The following is an 18497-nucleotide window of genomic DNA, read 5'->3' on the forward strand; positions in this document are numbered from 1 at the left end:
ATGCAAAAAATCCTAAACTACATAAACGGCGAATACGTTGAACCACTATCAAAAAAATGGTTGGACAATTATAACCCATCCAATGGCGAAGTGTATTCACAGATAGCGAATTCAAATAAAGAAGATATTGAAAATGCATATCAGGCCGCGAAAGAAGCATTCCCAAAATGGAGCAATACAACCATCGACGAACGCAGCCGAATTCTTCTGAAAATTGCAGATTTAATTGAAGAAAAATTGGTCGATTTAGCTGAAGCCGAAGCAAAAGACAATGGTAAACCTTTAAGTTTAGCACTGGCTGTTGACATTCCGCGAGCTTCTTCAAATTTTCGCTTTTTCGGAAATGCAATCACACAATTTTCCAGCGAAGCCCATGAAAGTGTGGGATTGAACACGATGAATTTTACGCTACGGCAACCTCTTGGGGTTGTAGGTTGTATTTCGCCCTGGAATCTTCCGCTGTATTTATTCACTTGGAAAATCGCACCAGCTATAGCGGCAGGAAATACAGTTGTGGCAAAACCCAGCGAAGTTACGCCAATGACCGCTTTTCTTTTAGGTGAAATTTGCACGGAAGCTGGTTTGCCAAAAGGTGTTTTAAATATTGTTCACGGTACGGGTCCTTCCGCAGGACAAGCGATTGTGGAGCATGAAAATATAAAAGCAATTTCATTTACAGGCGGAACAAAAACTGGCGAACACATTGCCCGAACCGCTGCGCCAATGTTCAAAAAACTCTCGTTGGAGCTGGGCGGAAAAAACCCAAATCTCATCTTCGCAGATTGTGATTATGAAAAAATGCTGGAAGTAACTGTTCGTTCTTCTTTCGCCAACCAAGGTCAAATCTGTCTTTGCGGCAGCAGGATTTTTGTTGAAAAACCTATTTATGAAAAATTCAATAAAGATTTCGTTGAAAAAGTAAAGCAATTAAAAGTTGGAAATCCTTTTGATGCGAAAACAAATATGGGTGCTTTGGTTTCTAAATCACATTTAGAAAAAGTAGAATCTTACATAAAACTCGCTGAAAAAGAAGGTGGAAAAATCCTTTTTGGCGGCAATAGAGTTACGGTGAAAGATTTCGAAAACGGTTATTATTTAGAACCAACGGTTATCGAAGTTTTTGACGATCAGTGCCGAGTAAACCAAGAAGAAATCTTCGGACCAGTTGTAACTATTATGCCTTTTGAAACCGAAGAAGAAGCATTGCAAATGGCAAACTCCGTTAAATACGGCTTATCCGCTACGCTTTGGACTTCAGATTTAAATCGCACAATGCGCATTTCAAAACAAATTGAAGCGGGAATTGTGTGGGTGAATACTTGGCTAAACCGTGATTTACGCACGCCTTTTGGAGGAATGAAAGACAGCGGCGTAGGCCGTGAAGGTGGCTTTGAAGCGCTTCGGTTTTTTACGGAGGCGAAGAATGTGTGTATTAAATATGAATAAGCCCCCTAACCCCCGAAGGGGGAATGGAAAACAAAATCGAACTTGAAATCGAAAAACGAATACTGATTACTGATTACTGAACACTAAAAAAAATATCCCCGAGCGCAGTCGAGGGGTTTTATTTGAAGACAAATAATGATTAAATAGGTCTCGACTGTGCTCGACCTGACAAGAAAATATGAATATAGATTTAACAGATAAAAATGCATTAGTATGCGGCAGCACCGCCGGCATAGGAAAAGCTACAGCTATACAATTAGCCAAACTTGGCGCTACGATAACTTTGGTTGCCCGAGATAAAGAAAAACTCGAAGAAACGTTAATTGAACTTGCACACGACAAAGGCCAAAAGCACAATTATTTTGTGGCAGATTTCACCAAACCCAAAGAGGTAAAAAAGAAAGCTGAATTGGCAGCTTCAAGTAAGACTTTTCATATTCTGGTGAATAATACCGGCGGACCAAAAGGTGGGCCTATTTTTTCTGCTGGAACGGACGAATTTGAAAAAGCATTCTCCATGCATTTAATTTGCAACCAGATTTTGGCGCAAGCAGTTGTTCCGGGAATGAAAGAGGCGGATTACGGTCGCATAATAAATATTATTTCTACTTCGGTAAAACAACCTATCGATGGGCTGGGCGTAAGTAACACTATTCGTGGTGCCGTTGCCAGTTGGAGTAAAACTTTGGCTAATGAGTTGGGACAATATGGTATAACTGTAAACAATGTTTTACCAGGTTTCACTGCTACAGACAGATTGGAAGATATCGTTGGTAACGCAGCAAAAAAAATGAACAAAACTGAAAAAGAAGCTAGCGAGTTTATGCAAAGTCTAGTCCCTGCACGACGCTTTGCGCAACCTGGTGAAATTGCCAACGCAGTCGCTTTTTTGGCGAGTGAAGCTGCCAGCTACATAAACGGAATAAATCTTCCGGTAGATGGAGGACGCACCAAAAGTTTGTAACTTTATACTCAATTAGAGAATTAATTAATGAGATCTCCGCCTTTGCGGGGAATAAATATGAGACGAAAACTACGCATTAACGGCCATTCACACCTTCTTCCTTATCCCGAGGAAATTCCACAGTTTATGCAGGACAAAGGAATTTTTTGGGTTGATAAAGATCGAAAATTTATGCTTCAAAAAGATTGGAGCCGTCCTGTAACCGACTCTAGTTTCTTTTTGGACGAAAAATTGGAATGGATGGACCGTTTCAAAATAGATCACGCCGTGGTTTTGAATCTTTCTCAACTCTATGGAAATGGTTTGCGTGTGGAAGAAATGAAACAAGCGCTTCGTTTTCAAAACGATTTTAATGCTAAGGTACAGCACGACCATCCCTCCAAATTTACCTGCGGTTTTGTTGTGCATCCAGGTTTTGTCCGCGGTGCATTATGGGAAATTGAGCGTTGTGTGGAAACTTTAGGGCTTCAATTATTATGTTTGCCAACCCACTATATGGATACCATTGGTACTTGGCGCTGCATTTTTGACGAAGAAAATGAGCCTATTTTTGAATTGGCTTCAAAATATAACCTCGCTGTTGAAATTCATCCCTATGACGGTGAAAAATTTATAAAACTTGAAAATACCTCTTGGCGATTTCATCTAATCTGGATGCTGGCACAATGCGCAGATGCCTATCACTTTTTAACTTTGAATGGCTACGCAGATAAATACCCAAATATGCGAACATGTTTCGCCCACGGCGGACAATTAGCGCAAATTAATTTGGGAAGAAGAATTCAAGGTTTTGATGGACGTCCCGATCTTTTTGAAGGAAAAACACATCCACGAAAAGCTGTGGGGCACAAAAATATTTTCTTCGATACGCTATTACACGATACTGGCGGCTTGGAATTATTGGTGAAAAATCAAGGAAGCAAACAAGTGCTTATGGGCCTAGACGATCCGTATCCGTTAGGCGAAATGGAAAGCGCAGTGCAATCTTCCTATCCCGGAAAAATTTTAGATTTGGCCGTTGAGCAAAAGATTATAACCTCTGAACAATGTGATGACATTTGGGATAAAAATGTTATTCAATGGCTTTGTGGCGATGATGAAGCTGCAAAAGATAAACTCGTTAAAAGAATTCTTGGTGAATAATGACCGAAGTAGCCAAATTTTATATCCTTTCTCATATCTGTATCGCTTTTCTGGGCGGGGTTTTGCTACTTGCACTTTGGTTCAATATTCGGGCGCGTTTTAGCCAACTTTTAGAAGAAGACGATTCGCAGAAAAGAGTGGACAAAGGAATGCTTTACCTAAGTTTTTCTATGTTTATTTGGGTAATTTCTGGATGTTGGATTTATTGCGGAACCGTTTTCAATTTTACGGAAACACAAGGGTACCAATTAGGAATAAATCTATTTTCTATTGTCAATAACATGTTTCTGCTTTTGGCGCTTTTTTACTTCTATTACGCTCCGGGATTTATTTATCACAACAAAAAAAACATTAAGAAAATTGTTGTCGTTATTGTTTTCACTTCAATTGTAACCTTTGCGCTTCCTTTCATTTTAAAAGAAAATAATGTAATAAACGGGATCCACATAAGCGGAATTCCAGATTTATTAATCTCTGCTTTTCTCTCGTATATATTGGGAATTTCCTTCTACAGAACGTTTGTATATCGAGGTTTAAAGATTATCGGCTATATTTCTGTTTTGGTAATGCTGCTAATTTTTGTTTCGCAGATTTCTGAAGTTTTCTTGACTTTCGGAAATGATTTCAGCAACAATTTCATAAAAATAATCGCAAAGACTTCGTTGATTTCAATCTTTTTAGTTTTGGCTACAACGTGGGTAATTAGGCTTGCAAGCATGCCAAAGCCAAACGAAATTACCATTCACTTTATGGATTGGGGCTTGGTGAAATTGAACATTCCAACCAAAAATATTTACGACCAAACTATTGATTTCGGGTCCAAAACCACGCAGTATAAAAACCTGCTGAAATTTGCCATTAGAAGAAAATATACGGAAGGCGATTTGCAAACCATTCCTGTACATCTAGGAGGCGAAATAAAAAACCAAACTTACCTTACCCGAATAATCGAAAACATCAACGATATTCTTCAGCTTAACACTACACAAAAACTAGATCGGCGCGATCTTTTCACCTTTATTGGCGAAAGTAAATACAGACTGCGTATTGTCCCGAATAATATTTTAATCGATAAACGATTGCTTGAAGAATTCTCCGAAAGTGCCGAAAACAAAGATTACAAAGCCTTTTGTAACTCATTGTAACCGCGTACACAATTAATCACAATCCGCTATTTTTTAATATAATTTAAAACAGAGAAAGGCTCCATTTATAATCTGTTCTACATTGCCCCAAATTAAAAACCCAACTATGAGCAATGTAATTTCTGAGGCGGAACAACCTCAACTTTTTGGCCACCCTAAAGGACTTCTTTATCTGTTTTTCGCCGAATTATGGGAACGTTTTTCCTTCTATGGAATGCGCGCTCTTTTGGTGCTTTATATGACCAAACATCTTTTATATGATGACGATATGGCCTTTGGCGTTTACGCCGCTTATATGTCGCTAGTTTATGTTACGCCAATGATTGGAGGGATTTTAGCCGACAAGATATTGGGTTACCGGAAAGCCATTATTCTTGGCGGTATTTTAATGGTGTTTGGTCACTTTTTCCTTTCAATTGAAATGCCTATTTTCTTTTATGGTTCGCTCGGATTGATAATTGTTGGTAATGGATTTTTCAAACCAAATATTTCGTCTTTCGTAGGTGAACTTTACGCCCAGGGAGATGCTCGGCGCGATTCAGGATTCACTATTTTTTACCTTGGAATTAATTTAGGTGCCGCTATTGCACCACTTTTATGCGCGTGGTTCGCGATTACTTACGGCTGGCATTACGGTTTTGTTTTGGCAGGAATTGGAATGGTTACAGGGCTTTTGGTATTTAGAAATGGATTGAAAAATAATGTCTTTGGAAATAAAGGTCATGTACCGAATCAGGAAATTTATGACCGCAAATCGTTTGGATTAAATCGAGGAAAATTGATTGTTTTGGCGGCAGTTGCATCAGTTGGAGTTTTTGCAACTCTTGTTCGCTTTAATGAATTTGAAGGGTATCTGGTTTGGATTGTTTCTGCCTTTTTGGTTTTCTATATTGGTTACATTATTTCTACAGTCAGCTCAAAAGAAAAGAAGCGATTATTAGTCGCCGTTTACTTTACAATTTTATACACTTTGTTCGCCGCAATTTTTGAACAGGCTGGTAGTTCACTAACACTTTTTGCAGATAGAAATGTGAATTTAATTGGTATGGATGCCGCGGGTACAAATAGTATAAACGCGGGGTTCATTATTCTTTTCGCCATTCCGTTTTCAATGCTTTGGACCTATTTAAGCCGAAGAAAAGCAAATCCAAATTCTGCTGTAAAGTTTGGGCTTGGGCTGCTATTTCTCGGTCTCGGTTTTATTGTTTTTGCACTTTCTGCGCATAGTGTAGACAATTTTGCAAAAACCTCGATGAGTTATTTGGTAATTGGTTATTTGGTTTTAACCATAGGAGAATTATTTTTATCTCCAATTGGCCTTTCAAAAATGACGGAGCTTTCACCCATAAAATATGTAGCTTTTATAATGGGGGTTTGGTTTTCGGCGAACTTTTACGGACACTTTTTTGCCGGAAAAATTGCGAAACTGACTACCGTTTCCGATAGTGGTTCAAATGTTTTTTCAGAAGGAATTTTCGGGACAATCACGGAATACATTACTGGCTTGACACCACAGATTGCTTCGGGACAAAGTGAGGGATTTCAACAATTGTTTTCGTACGTTTCTGTTTATGCAAGTTTTGGCGTAATTAGTATGATTGTGGGTATATTTGCAATACTCATTTCGCCAATTATAAAAAAGATGATGGTCGGCATTCACTAAAAATTTCAAAATGGATTTTCTTCCCGAAAAAATAAACGATTACGTAGAAAAACATTCGCAACCCGAACCGGAATTACTTGCAAAACTAAATCGTGAAACTTGGCAAAAAGTACTAGTACCACGAATGTTGAGCGGCCATTTACAGGGACGTGTTTTGAGTATGCTATCTAAATTAATGCAACCAAAAAATATTCTTGAAATTGGCACTTACACAGGGTATTCCGCTCTATGTTTGGCTGAAGGAATGCGGGAAGATGGTGAATTGCACACTATTGACATCAACGAAGAATTGGTAGATTTTCAGCGGAAATATTTTGATGAATCTCCTTTCGGAAAACAGATTTTTCAGCATTTAGGGAATGCTTTGGAAATAATTCCGAAGCTCGATAAAACATTCGATATGGTTTTTATTGATGCCGATAAAAGCAACTACCCAAACTATCTGGAAATAATTATTCCGAAGCTAAAAAAAGGCTCGATTATTTTGAGTGATAATGTGCTTTGGAGTGGAAAAGTGGTTGAAAAAGTGAAAGCTGATGATATTGATACAAAAGCGCTGATTCAATATAATAAATTATTAAACGAGCATCCACGACTTGAAACTGTATTGCTTCCTATCCGCGATGGATTGACTATTTCTCGTGTTTTATAGAAATATTAAACAGATCAAAATTTAGAACTTTCTTTTGATAGGGCCTGTAACCTCATCAACATCTTCTTTAACTTGATCTATCTGTTTTTGGACGTCGCTGGTAATGTCTATATCAATCCCCTGTTTTTCGGCACTTTTAGTGATTTCAGATTTTATATCGTTCGTAGCATCTTTAACCTGTCGCATTGCTTTACCCAAACCACGGGCAATCTCTGGCACTTTATCTGCGCCAAAAACCAACAGAATCATAAACATGATGAACCCTATTTCGGCACCACTAATAAAAAGAAAAATTGCCTGTGAAATCATGATGCAAATATAGTAATGAGTTATGAGTTATTGGTGTTGAGCGAAGAGTTTTTATGAAACTAAAAGTTTTATGAGATTGATTGAATTTAGAAGATACGGTTAATTGATTCGCCTTATGGAATCTTCGGAATTAATGGTTTATTTGTAATAATAGTACATTGAAGGACTACTATTTTCAACGTTATGATTGACCCAAAATTTTAAAATTAATTTTGCTTAATCACAAACTCGGCAATCACACTTCCAAATTCTTGCAGTATGTGGCGGAAAAGAAGCACAGGCGTGAATTTTTGCGTAGAAAATTTCTTTTTACTTGCGTTTATACGTTTTTGCAAAACGTTTCCCTAGCACCATTCGATTGTTTTTGTTTCAAAATTGATTGGTATTGGTCCGCCGGAACATCCCCCAATTTCCGCTGCATTTCGGTCCGTTTCCGTTTCTCCGATAATCCATTTGCCAGACTTATGTTTTAACAAAATTCCATTGATTATTATTTTTTCGCCAGTCAGAGGATTTATTTCGTTATTATATACGGTGATTCTATTTCCATCAATTTCTATCTGAACTGGAAGGTTTTCCATTCGTCCATCAAATTCCGCAAAGTATAATTCATATCTCATCTTTCCTTGAGGAATACTGTCGGTTTCTATTAATTCAGTTTTACGATTCTGTTTATTAAAACTTATTTGTTCTTTGTGAATAATATCATCACTATCAGTCCTTTTTCCCAAAACGGTTGCAATTAAAATTGTAAAGGCGATAAGCAATAGACTTCCTATTCCGACGAGTATTAATAATATGTCCCAGATTTTCTTCAAAATGCTTTACAGCTAGGCCTAATATAAATTAAAAACCTATTCATTTTTATAAGCCCAGTTCTCTCAAGATATAGCAACAGATTTAATCTGTCTGTGAATTCTTTTTAAACTTATCAAAAGCACCCAGTTTTTTGCGCTTTGGCCAGAAATTATTTGAAGTATCAATGTCTGCGGTTTCTTCATCGGGATCTACTTCAATCTTGGTGATTTCTTTTTCAGAAGCAATAACTTTCCCTACAGATTCGTCATTTTTTCTCCAAATTTGAGCAGGATAAGTTACGCGCTCACTTGTGCCATCGCTATAAGTATACTGCGCGATAATTGGCATTGGAATCCCACCAAGTTTTTCAAAAGTAACTTCGTAAAAATATTTAGGGCTTTTTAGATTCGCACGCTCTTCGGCTGGAACATTTTCCATTAAATAGTCATTAAGCGAAGTGATGTCTTCTAGTTTTGAATTACGCATACTTTCTTCAAAATCTTCACTTCCTTCTTCAATTAAATAAACCATTGGCGGCAAATCACTTTCAGAAACTCCGCGAGCGGTCATCATTTCTTTCACCTCTTTATTCATTTTTGAAGTAATGTAGAATTTTTTAACATCCTTCACCCCAATATCTACATAATCTGTGGTGTAAAACCACTCTCTCCAATACCAGTCCAAATCTACCGCTGAAGCGTCTTCCATAGTTCTGAAAAAATCCTCGGGCGTTGGGTGCTTAAACATCCATCGGTTTGCGTAGGTTTTAAATGCGAAGTCAAAAAGCTCACGACCCATAATGGTTTCGCGAAGAATATTGAGCGCTGTAGCTGGTTTAGCGTAGGCATTCGCGCCAAAGTTATAAGTGTTTAAACCTTTGGTCATAATGGGCGCCAACTGACTTTGATCGCCAGCCATATAATCCACAATTTTATTGGCAGGACCGCGACGAGACGGATATTTAGTATTTGGCGCAATAGCATTTGGATACGCTTCGGCAAAATCTTGCTCAGCCACGTATTGGGTAAAAGTATTTAAGCCTTCATCCATCCACGTCCATTGGCGTTCATCGTTGTTAATAATCATCGGGAAATAGTTGTGCCCAACTTCATGAATAATTACACTCATCATCCCGTATTTTGTGCGGTCGCTAATGTTTCCGTCTTTGTCTGGTCTTCCGTAATTCCAACAAATCATTGGGTATTCCATCCCTTGATTTTTCGCATTAACCGAAATAGCTTTCGGATAAGGATAATCAAAAGTCATTCTTGAATACGTCTTCAAAGTACTCGCCACGGTTCTTGTAGACCAATCTTCCCACAGCGGATTTCCTTCAGGTGGATACATTGAAACTGCCATCACTGTTCGGTTGCCCATTTTTACAGCCATCATATCCCAAATGTAGCGTCTGGAAGTAGCAAAAGCATAATCGCGAACATTTTCTGCTTTGAATTTCCAAGTCTTTTTATTAGTTGCAAATCCTTTTGAAGCAGCTTCAGCTTCCGCTTGGGTAACAATTAGTACTGGTTTATCAAAAGATTTCTGCGCCGCTTCGTAGCGATTCATCATTTCTTTTGTAAAAATATCTTTTGTGTTTTGAAGGTTTCCCGTTGCATCCAAAATATGATCTGCAGGAACGGTAATATTCACTTCAAAATTTCCAAAGGGAAGTGCAAACTCATCTCTTCCCCAAAACTGACTATTCTGCCAGCCTTCAACGTCGTTATAAACGGCCATTCTTGGGTAAAACTGTGCAATAACGAACCCTTTGTTGCCATCTTCAAAAATCTCATATCCACTTCGAGCACGGTCTAAAACGTGGTTATTAATATTATACCACCATTTAATTGAAAACACATATTTTTCGCCTGGCTTTAAAGGTTTTTGCATATCAATACGCATCATAGTTTGATTGATGGTATGCTTCAGCGGATTGCCTTTTTCGTCCTTTACTTCTTGTATATTAAAACCACCGTCGAAAGAATTGCCCATATGGTTTTTTACAAAGCTATTTACCATATCTGCGGGAACGGCACTTGATGGCTCAATCAAAGGCGATTTAGAATCTTTAGCTCGTACGTTTTGATCTAACTGAACCCATAAATATTCTAGTTGGTCTGGAGAATTATTAGTGTAAGTTATGGTTTCAAAACCTGTGAGTTTGTTGTTTTTATCATCCAACTCCACGTCCATTCTATAATCTGCTTGTTGTTGGTAATAACTTGGACCTGGCGCTCCACTGGCAGTACGGAACATATTGGGTGTAGAAAACTCTTCGTAAAGCTGTTTAAAACGGTTGATATTGTAATGGCCAGGGTCACGCTTTTGAGACTCTGTTTCATCTTGTGCTGAAACTGCGCCGGCAAACAGGAAAAGCCCCGTAAGTAGAAGAGAATTGAATAATCGCATATGTATTAGGAAATTTTAAAAAATGGATTGGCAATGTATTAATTAAATTTTAATTTTCCGCTAGGTTCGTCTTTGTCCAAGATTAAACTTCGGCGGCTCGTTTCGGTTTTTAGGTGAATTATGTTTTGCTGTTCGCTAAACTTATCCAGCAACACCTTATTTTCAATTTCAATATTTTTTAATTCTTTCACGCCCGTTACTTCTATATAAGCAATAAGCATATCGGTATCGTATTCTTTGCCAATATAATTTAGTTGAACAGGCTTGCCGTTCACTTTTATATTTATCTTTTGAAGAAGGTACTTTTTTAAATCTTCGTCTGCGGCTTCAGTTTCCTTTTTGGTATTCAGCGAAATTGAAGCATCATAACGCTGCTGAAGCGCATCTTCAATATCATCAGTAAAAATTTTAGTAATAATTTGAAGAGAATTTTTCTCCTTTACGTATTCAATCTTGGTAATACTAACATAAAATTTGTGCGCAGAAGTGCCCGAAATTAACGGTAATACTACTATTAAAAGGAGAATTCTAAAATACTTCATATTAAAAAGGGAGGCTAATGGAACATTAGACGGTCTATAAAATGGTTTGTTACAAATGTCTTTAGATTATTGCTTTTGAAATATTCTTCAGCAACATACCAAAGCACTTTTTACTCACCTCGTGCTTTGTATTCTTTACTTTTTTTGATAAGAAATTCCATCAACTGCATTTCGTTAATTGGCTTTAGTAATTCCTTATCTAAACCGTTTTCTTGAGCAAAGAACAGAAAATCTACAGCCTTATCTTCAGCAATTCCAAAGTTTGCCACAATAAAATCTTTACTAAAACGCTGCTGGATATTATTGCTTACAGTGCTTTGATCTTCTAATTTTTCTACAGGAGAAATCTTCTTCCCTTTCGGAAAAAGTAACTGTCCCACCCCGCCTAAAAGCGCTAAAACATTTGCGCCATTCGTCAGCGCATTGCCGTGAAGAGCCTCCTCTGCAGCGTTGCCAGAAACAGAAGTTTTAACGTCTGGCACAAAAGTATAACCGTATTCCAAATTACCATAACTAAGATCCCAATCTTTCGTTACATTATAAGTCGGTATTTTCTTTACATCTACATTTATGTTTCCCGAAAGATCGTACGGTCGCACCACAACTTCTTCCAGCTGATTTACGGCAGCGTTTAGGAAAATATTCATCAGTTTTCTGTCCACAACGCCTTTATCCACTATAACGGTAAACGATTGGTATTGCAGAGCTGTAATCTGTATCCGATCGTTTTCGGCCAAATCAATTACGAAAGTCCCATCGACATTGGTAATGGTTCCTTTCTGTGAAGAAATATTGTAAACAGAAATTCCTTCCGCATCTTCACCTTGGGGAACATGTATTTTTCCAGAAACTTTTGTGCGGTCAATCTCTTGCGCAAAAATTGCGGGCGCAGCGACGATTAATAAAAGTAGAAGTAGCTTTTTTGTCATTCACTAAAAATACATATTTGTTTTGATAGCGAAAACTTAAAGTTTACAATCTCAATGATTAAATTTACAATTCTGAAAAATAACATAAATGAATAATACAGACTCAAAGAGATTCCCGGCTTCAAGGGAATTAATTATAGCAAGCACAAGCACCGTTTACGGCGGCGAATACCTCGATTATCTTACAGAAGAGATGACTGATCTATTTAAAGATACCGAAGAAGTTATCTTTATTCCCTACGCGCGTCCGGGTGGAATTAGCCACGACGAGTACACTGAAAAAGCTGCTAAAGCATTCAATAAAATTGGCAAAAAACTAATTGGATTACACACTTTTGACAATCCAGTTGAAGCTCTAAAAAACGCGAAAGGTGCATTCACTGGCGGCGGAAACACATTTGTATTAGTGAGCGCGCTTTACCGATTAGAGTTAATGCAACCGCTTCGCGAAGCTATTTTTAATGGTCTGCCGTATATGGGCACCAGTGCTGGCAGTAATATTTGTGGAGTTTCTATGCAAACTACGAACGATATGCCTATAGTGTATCCGCCTTCGTTTAAAACTTTGGGGGTTATTCCTTTCAATTTAAATCCGCATTATTTAGATCCAGACCTCGGTAGTAAGCATATGGGTGAAACCCGCGAAACTCGCATTGCAGAATTTCATACGCAAAACACTGTTCCCGTTGTTGGGCTACGCGAAGGCAGCTGGCTACGCGTAAAAGGAGAAGAAATTATTCTGAATGGCGAATTAAAAGCACGCGTCTTTGAACAAGGGAAAGATCCTTTTGAAGTGGAAAGTGGAACTATTCTGAATTTAGAATTCTGAATTCAGAATTACTTGAGTTCTTTTACAAAATGATACCCCTTCGCCACAAAACCTTGATTGTAGAAAAATTTATGTGAAGGAAAATTATGCACATAACTGTTTAGTTCAACCCAATTACAAGCTTTGTTTTTTGCGTAATTGCTAACAAAATCAATTAGTTTTTTACCGATCCCATGACCTCGGTAGGCATCGTCGATAATTACATGATCCATCTCAATACTTCTACCGGCATAGTGACGCGTTTGAAACCAAAGTCCGCAGATTCCAATTAACTTTTCAGCATCAAAAATTCCAAGGCACTCATAATTTTGTTGCGTCATTTCCTGCACACGCTCTTTTAGAATGGTTTCGGAAACTGAGAAATTTCCAAGTTTTTGCATTAAAGGGATAATGCTAAAAATTTCTGCGGGGTCAATAATACGGATTGAAATGGCGTTATCTTTCAAAATAATGGTAATTTTAAAACTTCACTAAAAAATAAAATGAAGCGAAACGAATTTATTAAAATTTCAGGTATTGCGGGGCTAAGTTTGGCCATTTTTCCACAGTTTTCTTTCAAAAACTTTTCAGAAGAATTTACTCGAAACCAATTAATTGGCAAAGGAAACCCAGATATAGTGGGCGATAGCTATACTTCCAAAATGCATAAAACAGCCAAGGAAGCATTTAACAGAATGAAAACTGCAGCCGCCAAAGATAATATTAAAATTGAAGTAGTTTCTTCGTATCGAAGCTTTCAACGACAAAAAGAAATATTTGAAGGCAAATACAAACGCTTCACTTCCGAAGGACTTTCACCCGAAAAGGCAATTGAAAAAATTATAGAATATTCCACCATTCCCGGCACCTCACGCCACCATTGGGGAACAGATATAGATATTATTGACGCCAACGCGCCACGACCTGCGAATGTATTAATGCCAGAAAATTTTCACGGCACGGGCCCCTTTTGTAATTTAAAAATGTGGCTAAACGACAATGCAGCTAAATTTGATTTTTACGAAGTTTACACAGACAACGGCAACCGCAAAGGCTTTAAATACGAGCCTTGGCATTTTAGTTATGCTCCAGTTTCCATCCCAATGTTGAAGGAGTACAAAGAAAGAATTGACGTAAAGAAAATGCTTTCTGAAGAAAAAATAATGGGGAACGAACATTTTTCTGAAGCATTTATTTCAAAATATGTAAAAGATAATATTCTGGATATTAATCCGAAATTGCTTTAAATAATTCAAAATTTAAGGTTTAAAATTCAAGGTTTAGCCTATGTTGGTTAACTTTGAATATTAAACCTTGAACCTTAAAAATTCCGATGAATAAAAAAGTCCTTTTAATGATTCTCGATGGTTGGGGAGTTACGCAAAATGCTTCGGTTTCTGCCGTCGCCCAAGCCAATACACCATTTATAGATTCACTTTACAAAAAATATCCACACGCACAATTGCTTACGCACGGCATGAATGTTGGCTTGCCCGAAGGCCAAATGGGCAATAGCGAAGTGGGCCACATGAATTTAGGTGCAGGAAGAATTGTTTATCAAGACCTCGCAAAAATAAATATTGCCGTTGAAAAAGGCACGTTGAAAAACGAACCTGAACTTCAAAAAGCATTTGCTTATGCAAAGTCTCAAAATAAAAACGTACACTTTTTAGGCCTCGTTTCTAATGGCGGTGTGCATTCGCATATTAATCATTTAAAAGGATTGTTAACTGCCGCACAAGAAGACGGACTAGAGAATGTTTATGTTCACGCTTTCACAGACGGTCGCGATGTGGATCCACATTCGGGGAAAGGATTTATTGCAGATTTACAAAATCACTTAGAAAATACAGGCGGGAAATTGGCTTCTATAATTGGGCGTTATTACGCTATGGATCGCGACAAACGTTGGGAACGTGTAAAAAAAGTTTATGATTTATTGGTCTTCGGAAAAGGAAAACCTTCAACAGATGCCCTAAATAGCATTGATGAAAGTTATGCCGAAGGAATTACCGATGAGTTCCTCGAACCAATTACAATGACGAATTCTGAAGGCAAGCCAGTTACAACTATTGAAAAAGATGATGTTGTAATTTTCTTCAATTTTAGAACCGATCGCGGCAGACAACTCACCGAGGTTTTAACCCAAAAAGATCACGACGCTTTGGGAATGAAAAAACTTCCGCTTTATTTTGTAACACTTACCAATTATGACGATTCCTTCGGAAATATGCACGTAGTTTACAACAAAGAAAACCTACACGACACTTTAGGTGAAATATTGGAGAAAAACGGAAAGAAGCAAATCCGGATTGCGGAAACTGAAAAATATCCACACGTAACTTTCTTCTTTTCCGGTGGAAGAGAAGTTCCTTTTGAAGGTGAAAAACGAATTCTTTGTCCCTCACCCAAAGTTGCTACGTACGATTTAAAACCCGAAATGAGCGCTTATGAGCTACGGGATATGATTTTGCCAGAAATTGAACAAGAAACTGCCGATTTTATTTGTTTAAACTTTGCCAATGCAGATATGGTAGGCCACACCGGAGTTTTTGAAGCTGCTGTAAAAGCCTGTGAAACTGTAGATAACTGCGCTCGCGCAATTGTGGAGCAAGCATTGGAAAGTCATTATGTTACAATCATAATTGCAGATCACGGAAATAGTGAAACAATGCGCAATCCCGACGGATCGCCAAATACCGCACACACGATTAATCCCGTACCAATCATAATTGTTGACAACGAAATTAAGGAAGTTAGAGACGGAATTTTGGGAGATATTGCTCCAACGATTCTCGATATTTTGGGCATTGAAAAACCCGAAATAATGACGCAACAATCTTTGATTTAAACTGTGGTAAGAATTTATAATTGTGAACGACTTAAAGTCTAAATTATGGTCGAAAAAATAATCAAACTCTTTCTTAGACTTGCAATTGCAGCAGGTTTTTTGTCTGCCTCCGCAGATCGATTTGGTTGGTGGCCGCAAGATATTTCGGCTTGGGGAAATTGGAACAGTTTTTTAGAATACACCGAAATAATAAATCCTTGGATTCCTATTTCATTAATTCCTACAGTAGCAATTGTAGCTACTGCCGCCGAAGTTATTTTTGCACTGTTTCTTATAATTGGATTTAAAACGGAGCTTTTCGCAAAATTAAGCGGGTTTCTTTTGTTGCTATTCGCTTTATCCATGACTTTTTCGACGGGGATAAAAGGCGTTTTCGATTATTCAGTTTTTAGTGCGGCTGCGGCTGCATTTGCCTTAAGTTTAATGAAGGAGAAATATTTAGAATTAGACTCCTTCTTTCATAAAAAAGCTGTTTAAAGACAGTAAATTTCACATCAATTTCAAAATAGAAAAAATGAAAAAAATACTTCTAATCATTTCAGCAATTACGATAGTTGCTTGCAATTCTTCAAAAGAAAAAAACCAAATAAACGAAAACGCTTCAAAGGAAATGATTTCAGAAAATTCAAAAGAGAAAATAAACGACACCGTGCCTTACGAAAATTCTGTAATGCTTTTAGGAAAAGCTAACCGTAAAGGTTTTAAAATGGATGCTTTTAAAGGTTGGTTTAATACGGGTTATGCAGATTATAAGGTAGATTCAGAAGCAATGGCAAAGCTAAAACCACTTTTAAAAGACGTAAACATTACCGTTTTTATGGGAACTTGGTGCGAAGATAGCCAACGCGAAACACCGCACTTTTATAAAATTCTTGACGATGCAGGATTTGATGAATCTAAACTCACTTTATATACTGTTTCCGCAGAAAAAACAACGCCTCAAGGGTTTGAGGAAGGAAAAAATATAACCAACGTGCCTACACTTATTTTCTACAAAGACGGAAATGAATTGGGCCGTATTGTAGAGTACCCGATAGAAAGCCTTGAAAAAGATATGCTCGCCATTTTGAGCGGAAAGGAATACAAGCACGCATACTCTGAATAAAACTTTAGCAATGGTATAATTCTTTGTAAATTTGCGGCTTGAAAAAAGACGATGATTAGAGAAACAATCACCATAGCCGTAGATTTTGACGGCACCATTGTAGAAGATGCTTATCCATCCATTGGTCGCCCTATTATTTTTGCTTTTGATACATTAAAGAAATTGCAACAAGAAGGGCATCGGCTTATTTTATGGACCTATCGCAAAGGCCAAACTTTGGAAGAAGCAGTAGCTTTTTGCAAAGAAAATGGAATTGTTTTTTATGCCGTAAACAACAGTTTTCCTGAAGAAGAATTTGATATCAACCACAGCCGAAAAATTCACGCTGATGTTTTTATAGACGACCGAAATATTGGCGGTCTTAAAAGTTGGGGCGAAATATATCAGCAACTTATTGGCGAAGCTGCGCCAGCAAAATCTAAAACACAGAAAAAAGGATTTTTCTCCTTTTTAAAATAGCACTTATGATAATACCCAAAACAAGAGAAGAAATTGAATTAATGCGTGAAAGTGCTTTGGTAGTATCCCGCACATTGGGAATGCTTGCAAAGGAAGTAAAACCAGGCGTTACCACCAATCAACTTAATAAAATGGCGGAAGAGTACATTAGAAGCCAAGACGCTATTCCGGGGTTTTTAGGATTATACGACTGTCCTTCTACCCTACTTACCAGCGTAAACGAAGCGGTTGTTCACGGGTTGCCTACAGATATTCCTTTGAAAGAAGGCGATATTGTGGCTATTGATTGTGGTTCTATCAAAAACGGGTTTTATGGCGATCACGCCTATACTTTTGAAGTTGGCGAAGTGGATGCTGAAACTAAAAAACTACTTAAAATAACAAAAGAATCACTCTATATCGGCATCCGCGAATTTAAATCTGGGAACCGCGTGGGCGATGTTGGTTTTGCTATACAAGAGTATTGCGAAGCACACGGCTACGGTGTTGTGCGTGAATTGGTGGGTCATGGTTTAGGAAGAAAAATGCACGAAGATCCTGAAATGCCAAACTACGGGCGTCGTGGTCGTGGAAAGAAATTTATTGAAGGAATGACCATTGCATTGGAGCCGATGATAAATTTAGGAACTCATAAAGTGAAGCAACTAAACGACGGCTGGACCATTGTAACTCAAGATGGAAAACCGAGCGCACACTTTGAACATGATATAGCTTTGGTAAACGGAAAACCAGAATTGCTTTCAACTTTCAAATATGTATATGAAGCATTGGGAATTGTTAGTGACGAGGAAAAAGAGTTTCGCGCAAGCTAAAAAAGCTATTACACAGAGTTACGCTGAGAAACTCAGAGATTCACAGAGAAATGGATAACGAATTAACAGAAACTATAATTGGTTCAGCAATAGAGGTACATCGCAGCCTCGGCCCTGGCTTATTGGAGTCTGCTTATCAAGAATGTTTGTTATTCGAGTTGCGGTCAAAAGGTTTGCTCGTTGAAAAGGAAAAAGCATTACCTATCGTTTATAAAGACGTTAAACTTGATCACGGATACAGAATTGATTTATTAGTGGAGAACAAAGTTGTGATAGAAATTAAAACTGTTGAAAGTTTTACAGATGTACATTCTGCTCAAGTTTTAATTTATTTAAAATTAGGTAATTATCCATTAGGCTTATTACTTAATTTTCATACAATTCTTTTAAAAAACGGCTTAAAAAGATTTATAAATTCTCAGTGCAACTCCGCGAAACCTCTGTGCAACTCTGCGAAATAAC

General features: G+C 37.7%; 20 protein-coding genes. 14 read left to right on the forward strand and 6 right to left on the reverse strand.

Annotation, left to right across the window (positions count from 1 at the left end; translation table 11 throughout):
- From AC3RVG_RS12850 to AC3RVG_RS12875, 6 genes are all read left to right on the forward strand, one after another.
- Positions 1-1446 (forward strand): aldehyde dehydrogenase, encoded by a 1446-nt coding sequence (locus AC3RVG_RS12850; protein ID WP_489691870.1) that lies wholly within the window; start codon positions 1-3, stop codon positions 1444-1446.
- Positions 1447-1624: 178 nt separating this feature from the next.
- Positions 1625-2410 (forward strand): SDR family oxidoreductase, encoded by a 786-nt coding sequence (locus tag AC3RVG_RS12855; protein WP_489691871.1) that lies wholly within the window; start codon positions 1625-1627, stop codon positions 2408-2410.
- Between the two features lie 57 nt (positions 2411-2467).
- Positions 2468-3553: an amidohydrolase family protein gene (locus AC3RVG_RS12860; protein WP_489691872.1), complete on the forward strand. Its 1086-nt coding sequence runs from the start codon at positions 2468-2470 to the stop codon at positions 3551-3553.
- Entirely contained in the window at positions 3553-4698 is a 1146-nt protein-coding gene (locus AC3RVG_RS12865; protein WP_489691873.1) for a hypothetical protein, read from the forward strand. The genes AC3RVG_RS12860 and AC3RVG_RS12865 overlap by 1 nt, the downstream gene beginning before the upstream one ends.
- A gap of 106 nt (positions 4699-4804) precedes the next feature.
- The gene (locus AC3RVG_RS12870; RefSeq protein WP_489691874.1) at positions 4805-6361 is read left to right on the forward strand and encodes a peptide MFS transporter; all 1557 of its coding nucleotides are present in this window, start codon (positions 4805-4807) and stop codon (positions 6359-6361) included.
- A gap of 10 nt (positions 6362-6371) precedes the next feature.
- Positions 6372-7013 (forward strand): O-methyltransferase, encoded by a 642-nt coding sequence (locus AC3RVG_RS12875; protein ID WP_489691875.1) that lies wholly within the window; start codon positions 6372-6374, stop codon positions 7011-7013.
- Positions 7014-7034: 21 nt separating this feature from the next.
- On the opposite strand, the gene AC3RVG_RS12880 is transcribed toward AC3RVG_RS12875, so the two are convergent.
- The 5 genes from AC3RVG_RS12880 to AC3RVG_RS12900 form a co-directional block, all read right to left on the reverse strand.
- Complete coding sequence (locus tag AC3RVG_RS12880) at positions 7035-7322, reverse strand: twin-arginine translocase TatA/TatE family subunit (RefSeq protein WP_489691876.1); 288 nt, start codon at positions 7320-7322, stop codon at positions 7035-7037.
- A gap of 344 nt (positions 7323-7666) precedes the next feature.
- Positions 7667-8140: a hypothetical protein gene (locus AC3RVG_RS12885; protein WP_489691877.1), complete on the reverse strand. Its 474-nt coding sequence runs from the start codon at positions 8138-8140 to the stop codon at positions 7667-7669.
- Between the two features lie 82 nt (positions 8141-8222).
- Positions 8223-10529, reverse strand: a complete 2307-nt coding sequence (locus AC3RVG_RS12890; RefSeq protein ID WP_489691878.1) for a M1 family metallopeptidase — start codon at positions 10527-10529, stop codon at positions 8223-8225.
- 38 nt (positions 10530-10567) lie between these two features.
- Positions 10568-11071, reverse strand: coding sequence for a DUF6702 family protein (locus tag AC3RVG_RS12895; protein WP_489691879.1), 504 nt, complete (start codon positions 11069-11071; stop codon positions 10568-10570).
- 110 nt (positions 11072-11181) lie between these two features.
- Entirely contained in the window at positions 11182-12000 is an 819-nt protein-coding gene (locus AC3RVG_RS12900) for a carboxypeptidase-like regulatory domain-containing protein (protein WP_489691880.1), read from the reverse strand.
- 88 nt (positions 12001-12088) lie between these two features.
- Here AC3RVG_RS12900 and pepE point away from each other — a divergent pair, with 88 nt between their 5' ends.
- The gene (gene pepE / locus AC3RVG_RS12905; protein WP_489691881.1) at positions 12089-12829 is read left to right on the forward strand and encodes a dipeptidase PepE; all 741 of its coding nucleotides are present in this window, start codon (positions 12089-12091) and stop codon (positions 12827-12829) included.
- A gap of 8 nt (positions 12830-12837) precedes the next feature.
- Here pepE and AC3RVG_RS12910 read toward each other — a convergent pair whose 3' ends face one another.
- Positions 12838-13275, reverse strand: coding sequence for a GNAT family N-acetyltransferase (locus AC3RVG_RS12910; protein ID WP_489691882.1), 438 nt, complete (start codon positions 13273-13275; stop codon positions 12838-12840).
- A 36-nt stretch (positions 13276-13311) separates the two neighbouring features.
- Here AC3RVG_RS12910 and AC3RVG_RS12915 point away from each other — a divergent pair, with 36 nt between their 5' ends.
- The 7 genes from AC3RVG_RS12915 (at position 13312) to AC3RVG_RS12945 (ending at position 18496) form a co-directional block, all read left to right on the forward strand.
- On the forward strand, positions 13312-14055 hold the full coding sequence (locus tag AC3RVG_RS12915; protein ID WP_489691883.1) for a M15 family metallopeptidase: 744 nt from the start codon (positions 13312-13314) through the stop codon (positions 14053-14055).
- Positions 14056-14141: 86 nt separating this feature from the next.
- On the forward strand, positions 14142-15659 hold the full coding sequence (gpmI, locus tag AC3RVG_RS12920; protein WP_489691884.1) for a 2,3-bisphosphoglycerate-independent phosphoglycerate mutase: 1518 nt from the start codon (positions 14142-14144) through the stop codon (positions 15657-15659).
- Between the two features lie 45 nt (positions 15660-15704).
- On the forward strand, positions 15705-16136 hold the full coding sequence (locus AC3RVG_RS12925) for a DoxX family protein (protein ID WP_489691885.1): 432 nt from the start codon (positions 15705-15707) through the stop codon (positions 16134-16136).
- Positions 16137-16173: 37 nt separating this feature from the next.
- Positions 16174-16764 carry a thioredoxin family protein gene (locus AC3RVG_RS12930; RefSeq protein ID WP_489691886.1) on the forward strand — a complete coding sequence of 197 codons (591 nt, stop codon included), beginning with the start codon at positions 16174-16176 and terminating at the stop codon, positions 16762-16764.
- 51 nt (positions 16765-16815) lie between these two features.
- Positions 16816-17223: a BT0820 family HAD-type phosphatase gene (locus tag AC3RVG_RS12935; RefSeq protein WP_489691887.1), complete on the forward strand. Its 408-nt coding sequence runs from the start codon at positions 16816-16818 to the stop codon at positions 17221-17223.
- Positions 17224-17228: 5 nt separating this feature from the next.
- Entirely contained in the window at positions 17229-18035 is an 807-nt protein-coding gene (map, locus tag AC3RVG_RS12940; RefSeq protein ID WP_489691888.1) for a type I methionyl aminopeptidase, read from the forward strand.
- A 50-nt stretch (positions 18036-18085) separates the two neighbouring features.
- Positions 18086-18496 carry a GxxExxY protein gene (locus tag AC3RVG_RS12945; RefSeq protein ID WP_489691889.1) on the forward strand — a complete coding sequence of 137 codons (411 nt, stop codon included), beginning with the start codon at positions 18086-18088 and terminating at the stop codon, positions 18494-18496.
- Position 18497 lies beyond the last annotated feature (1 nt).

The sequence above is a fragment of the Aequorivita sp. IT1282 genome, from assembly GCF_058068205.1.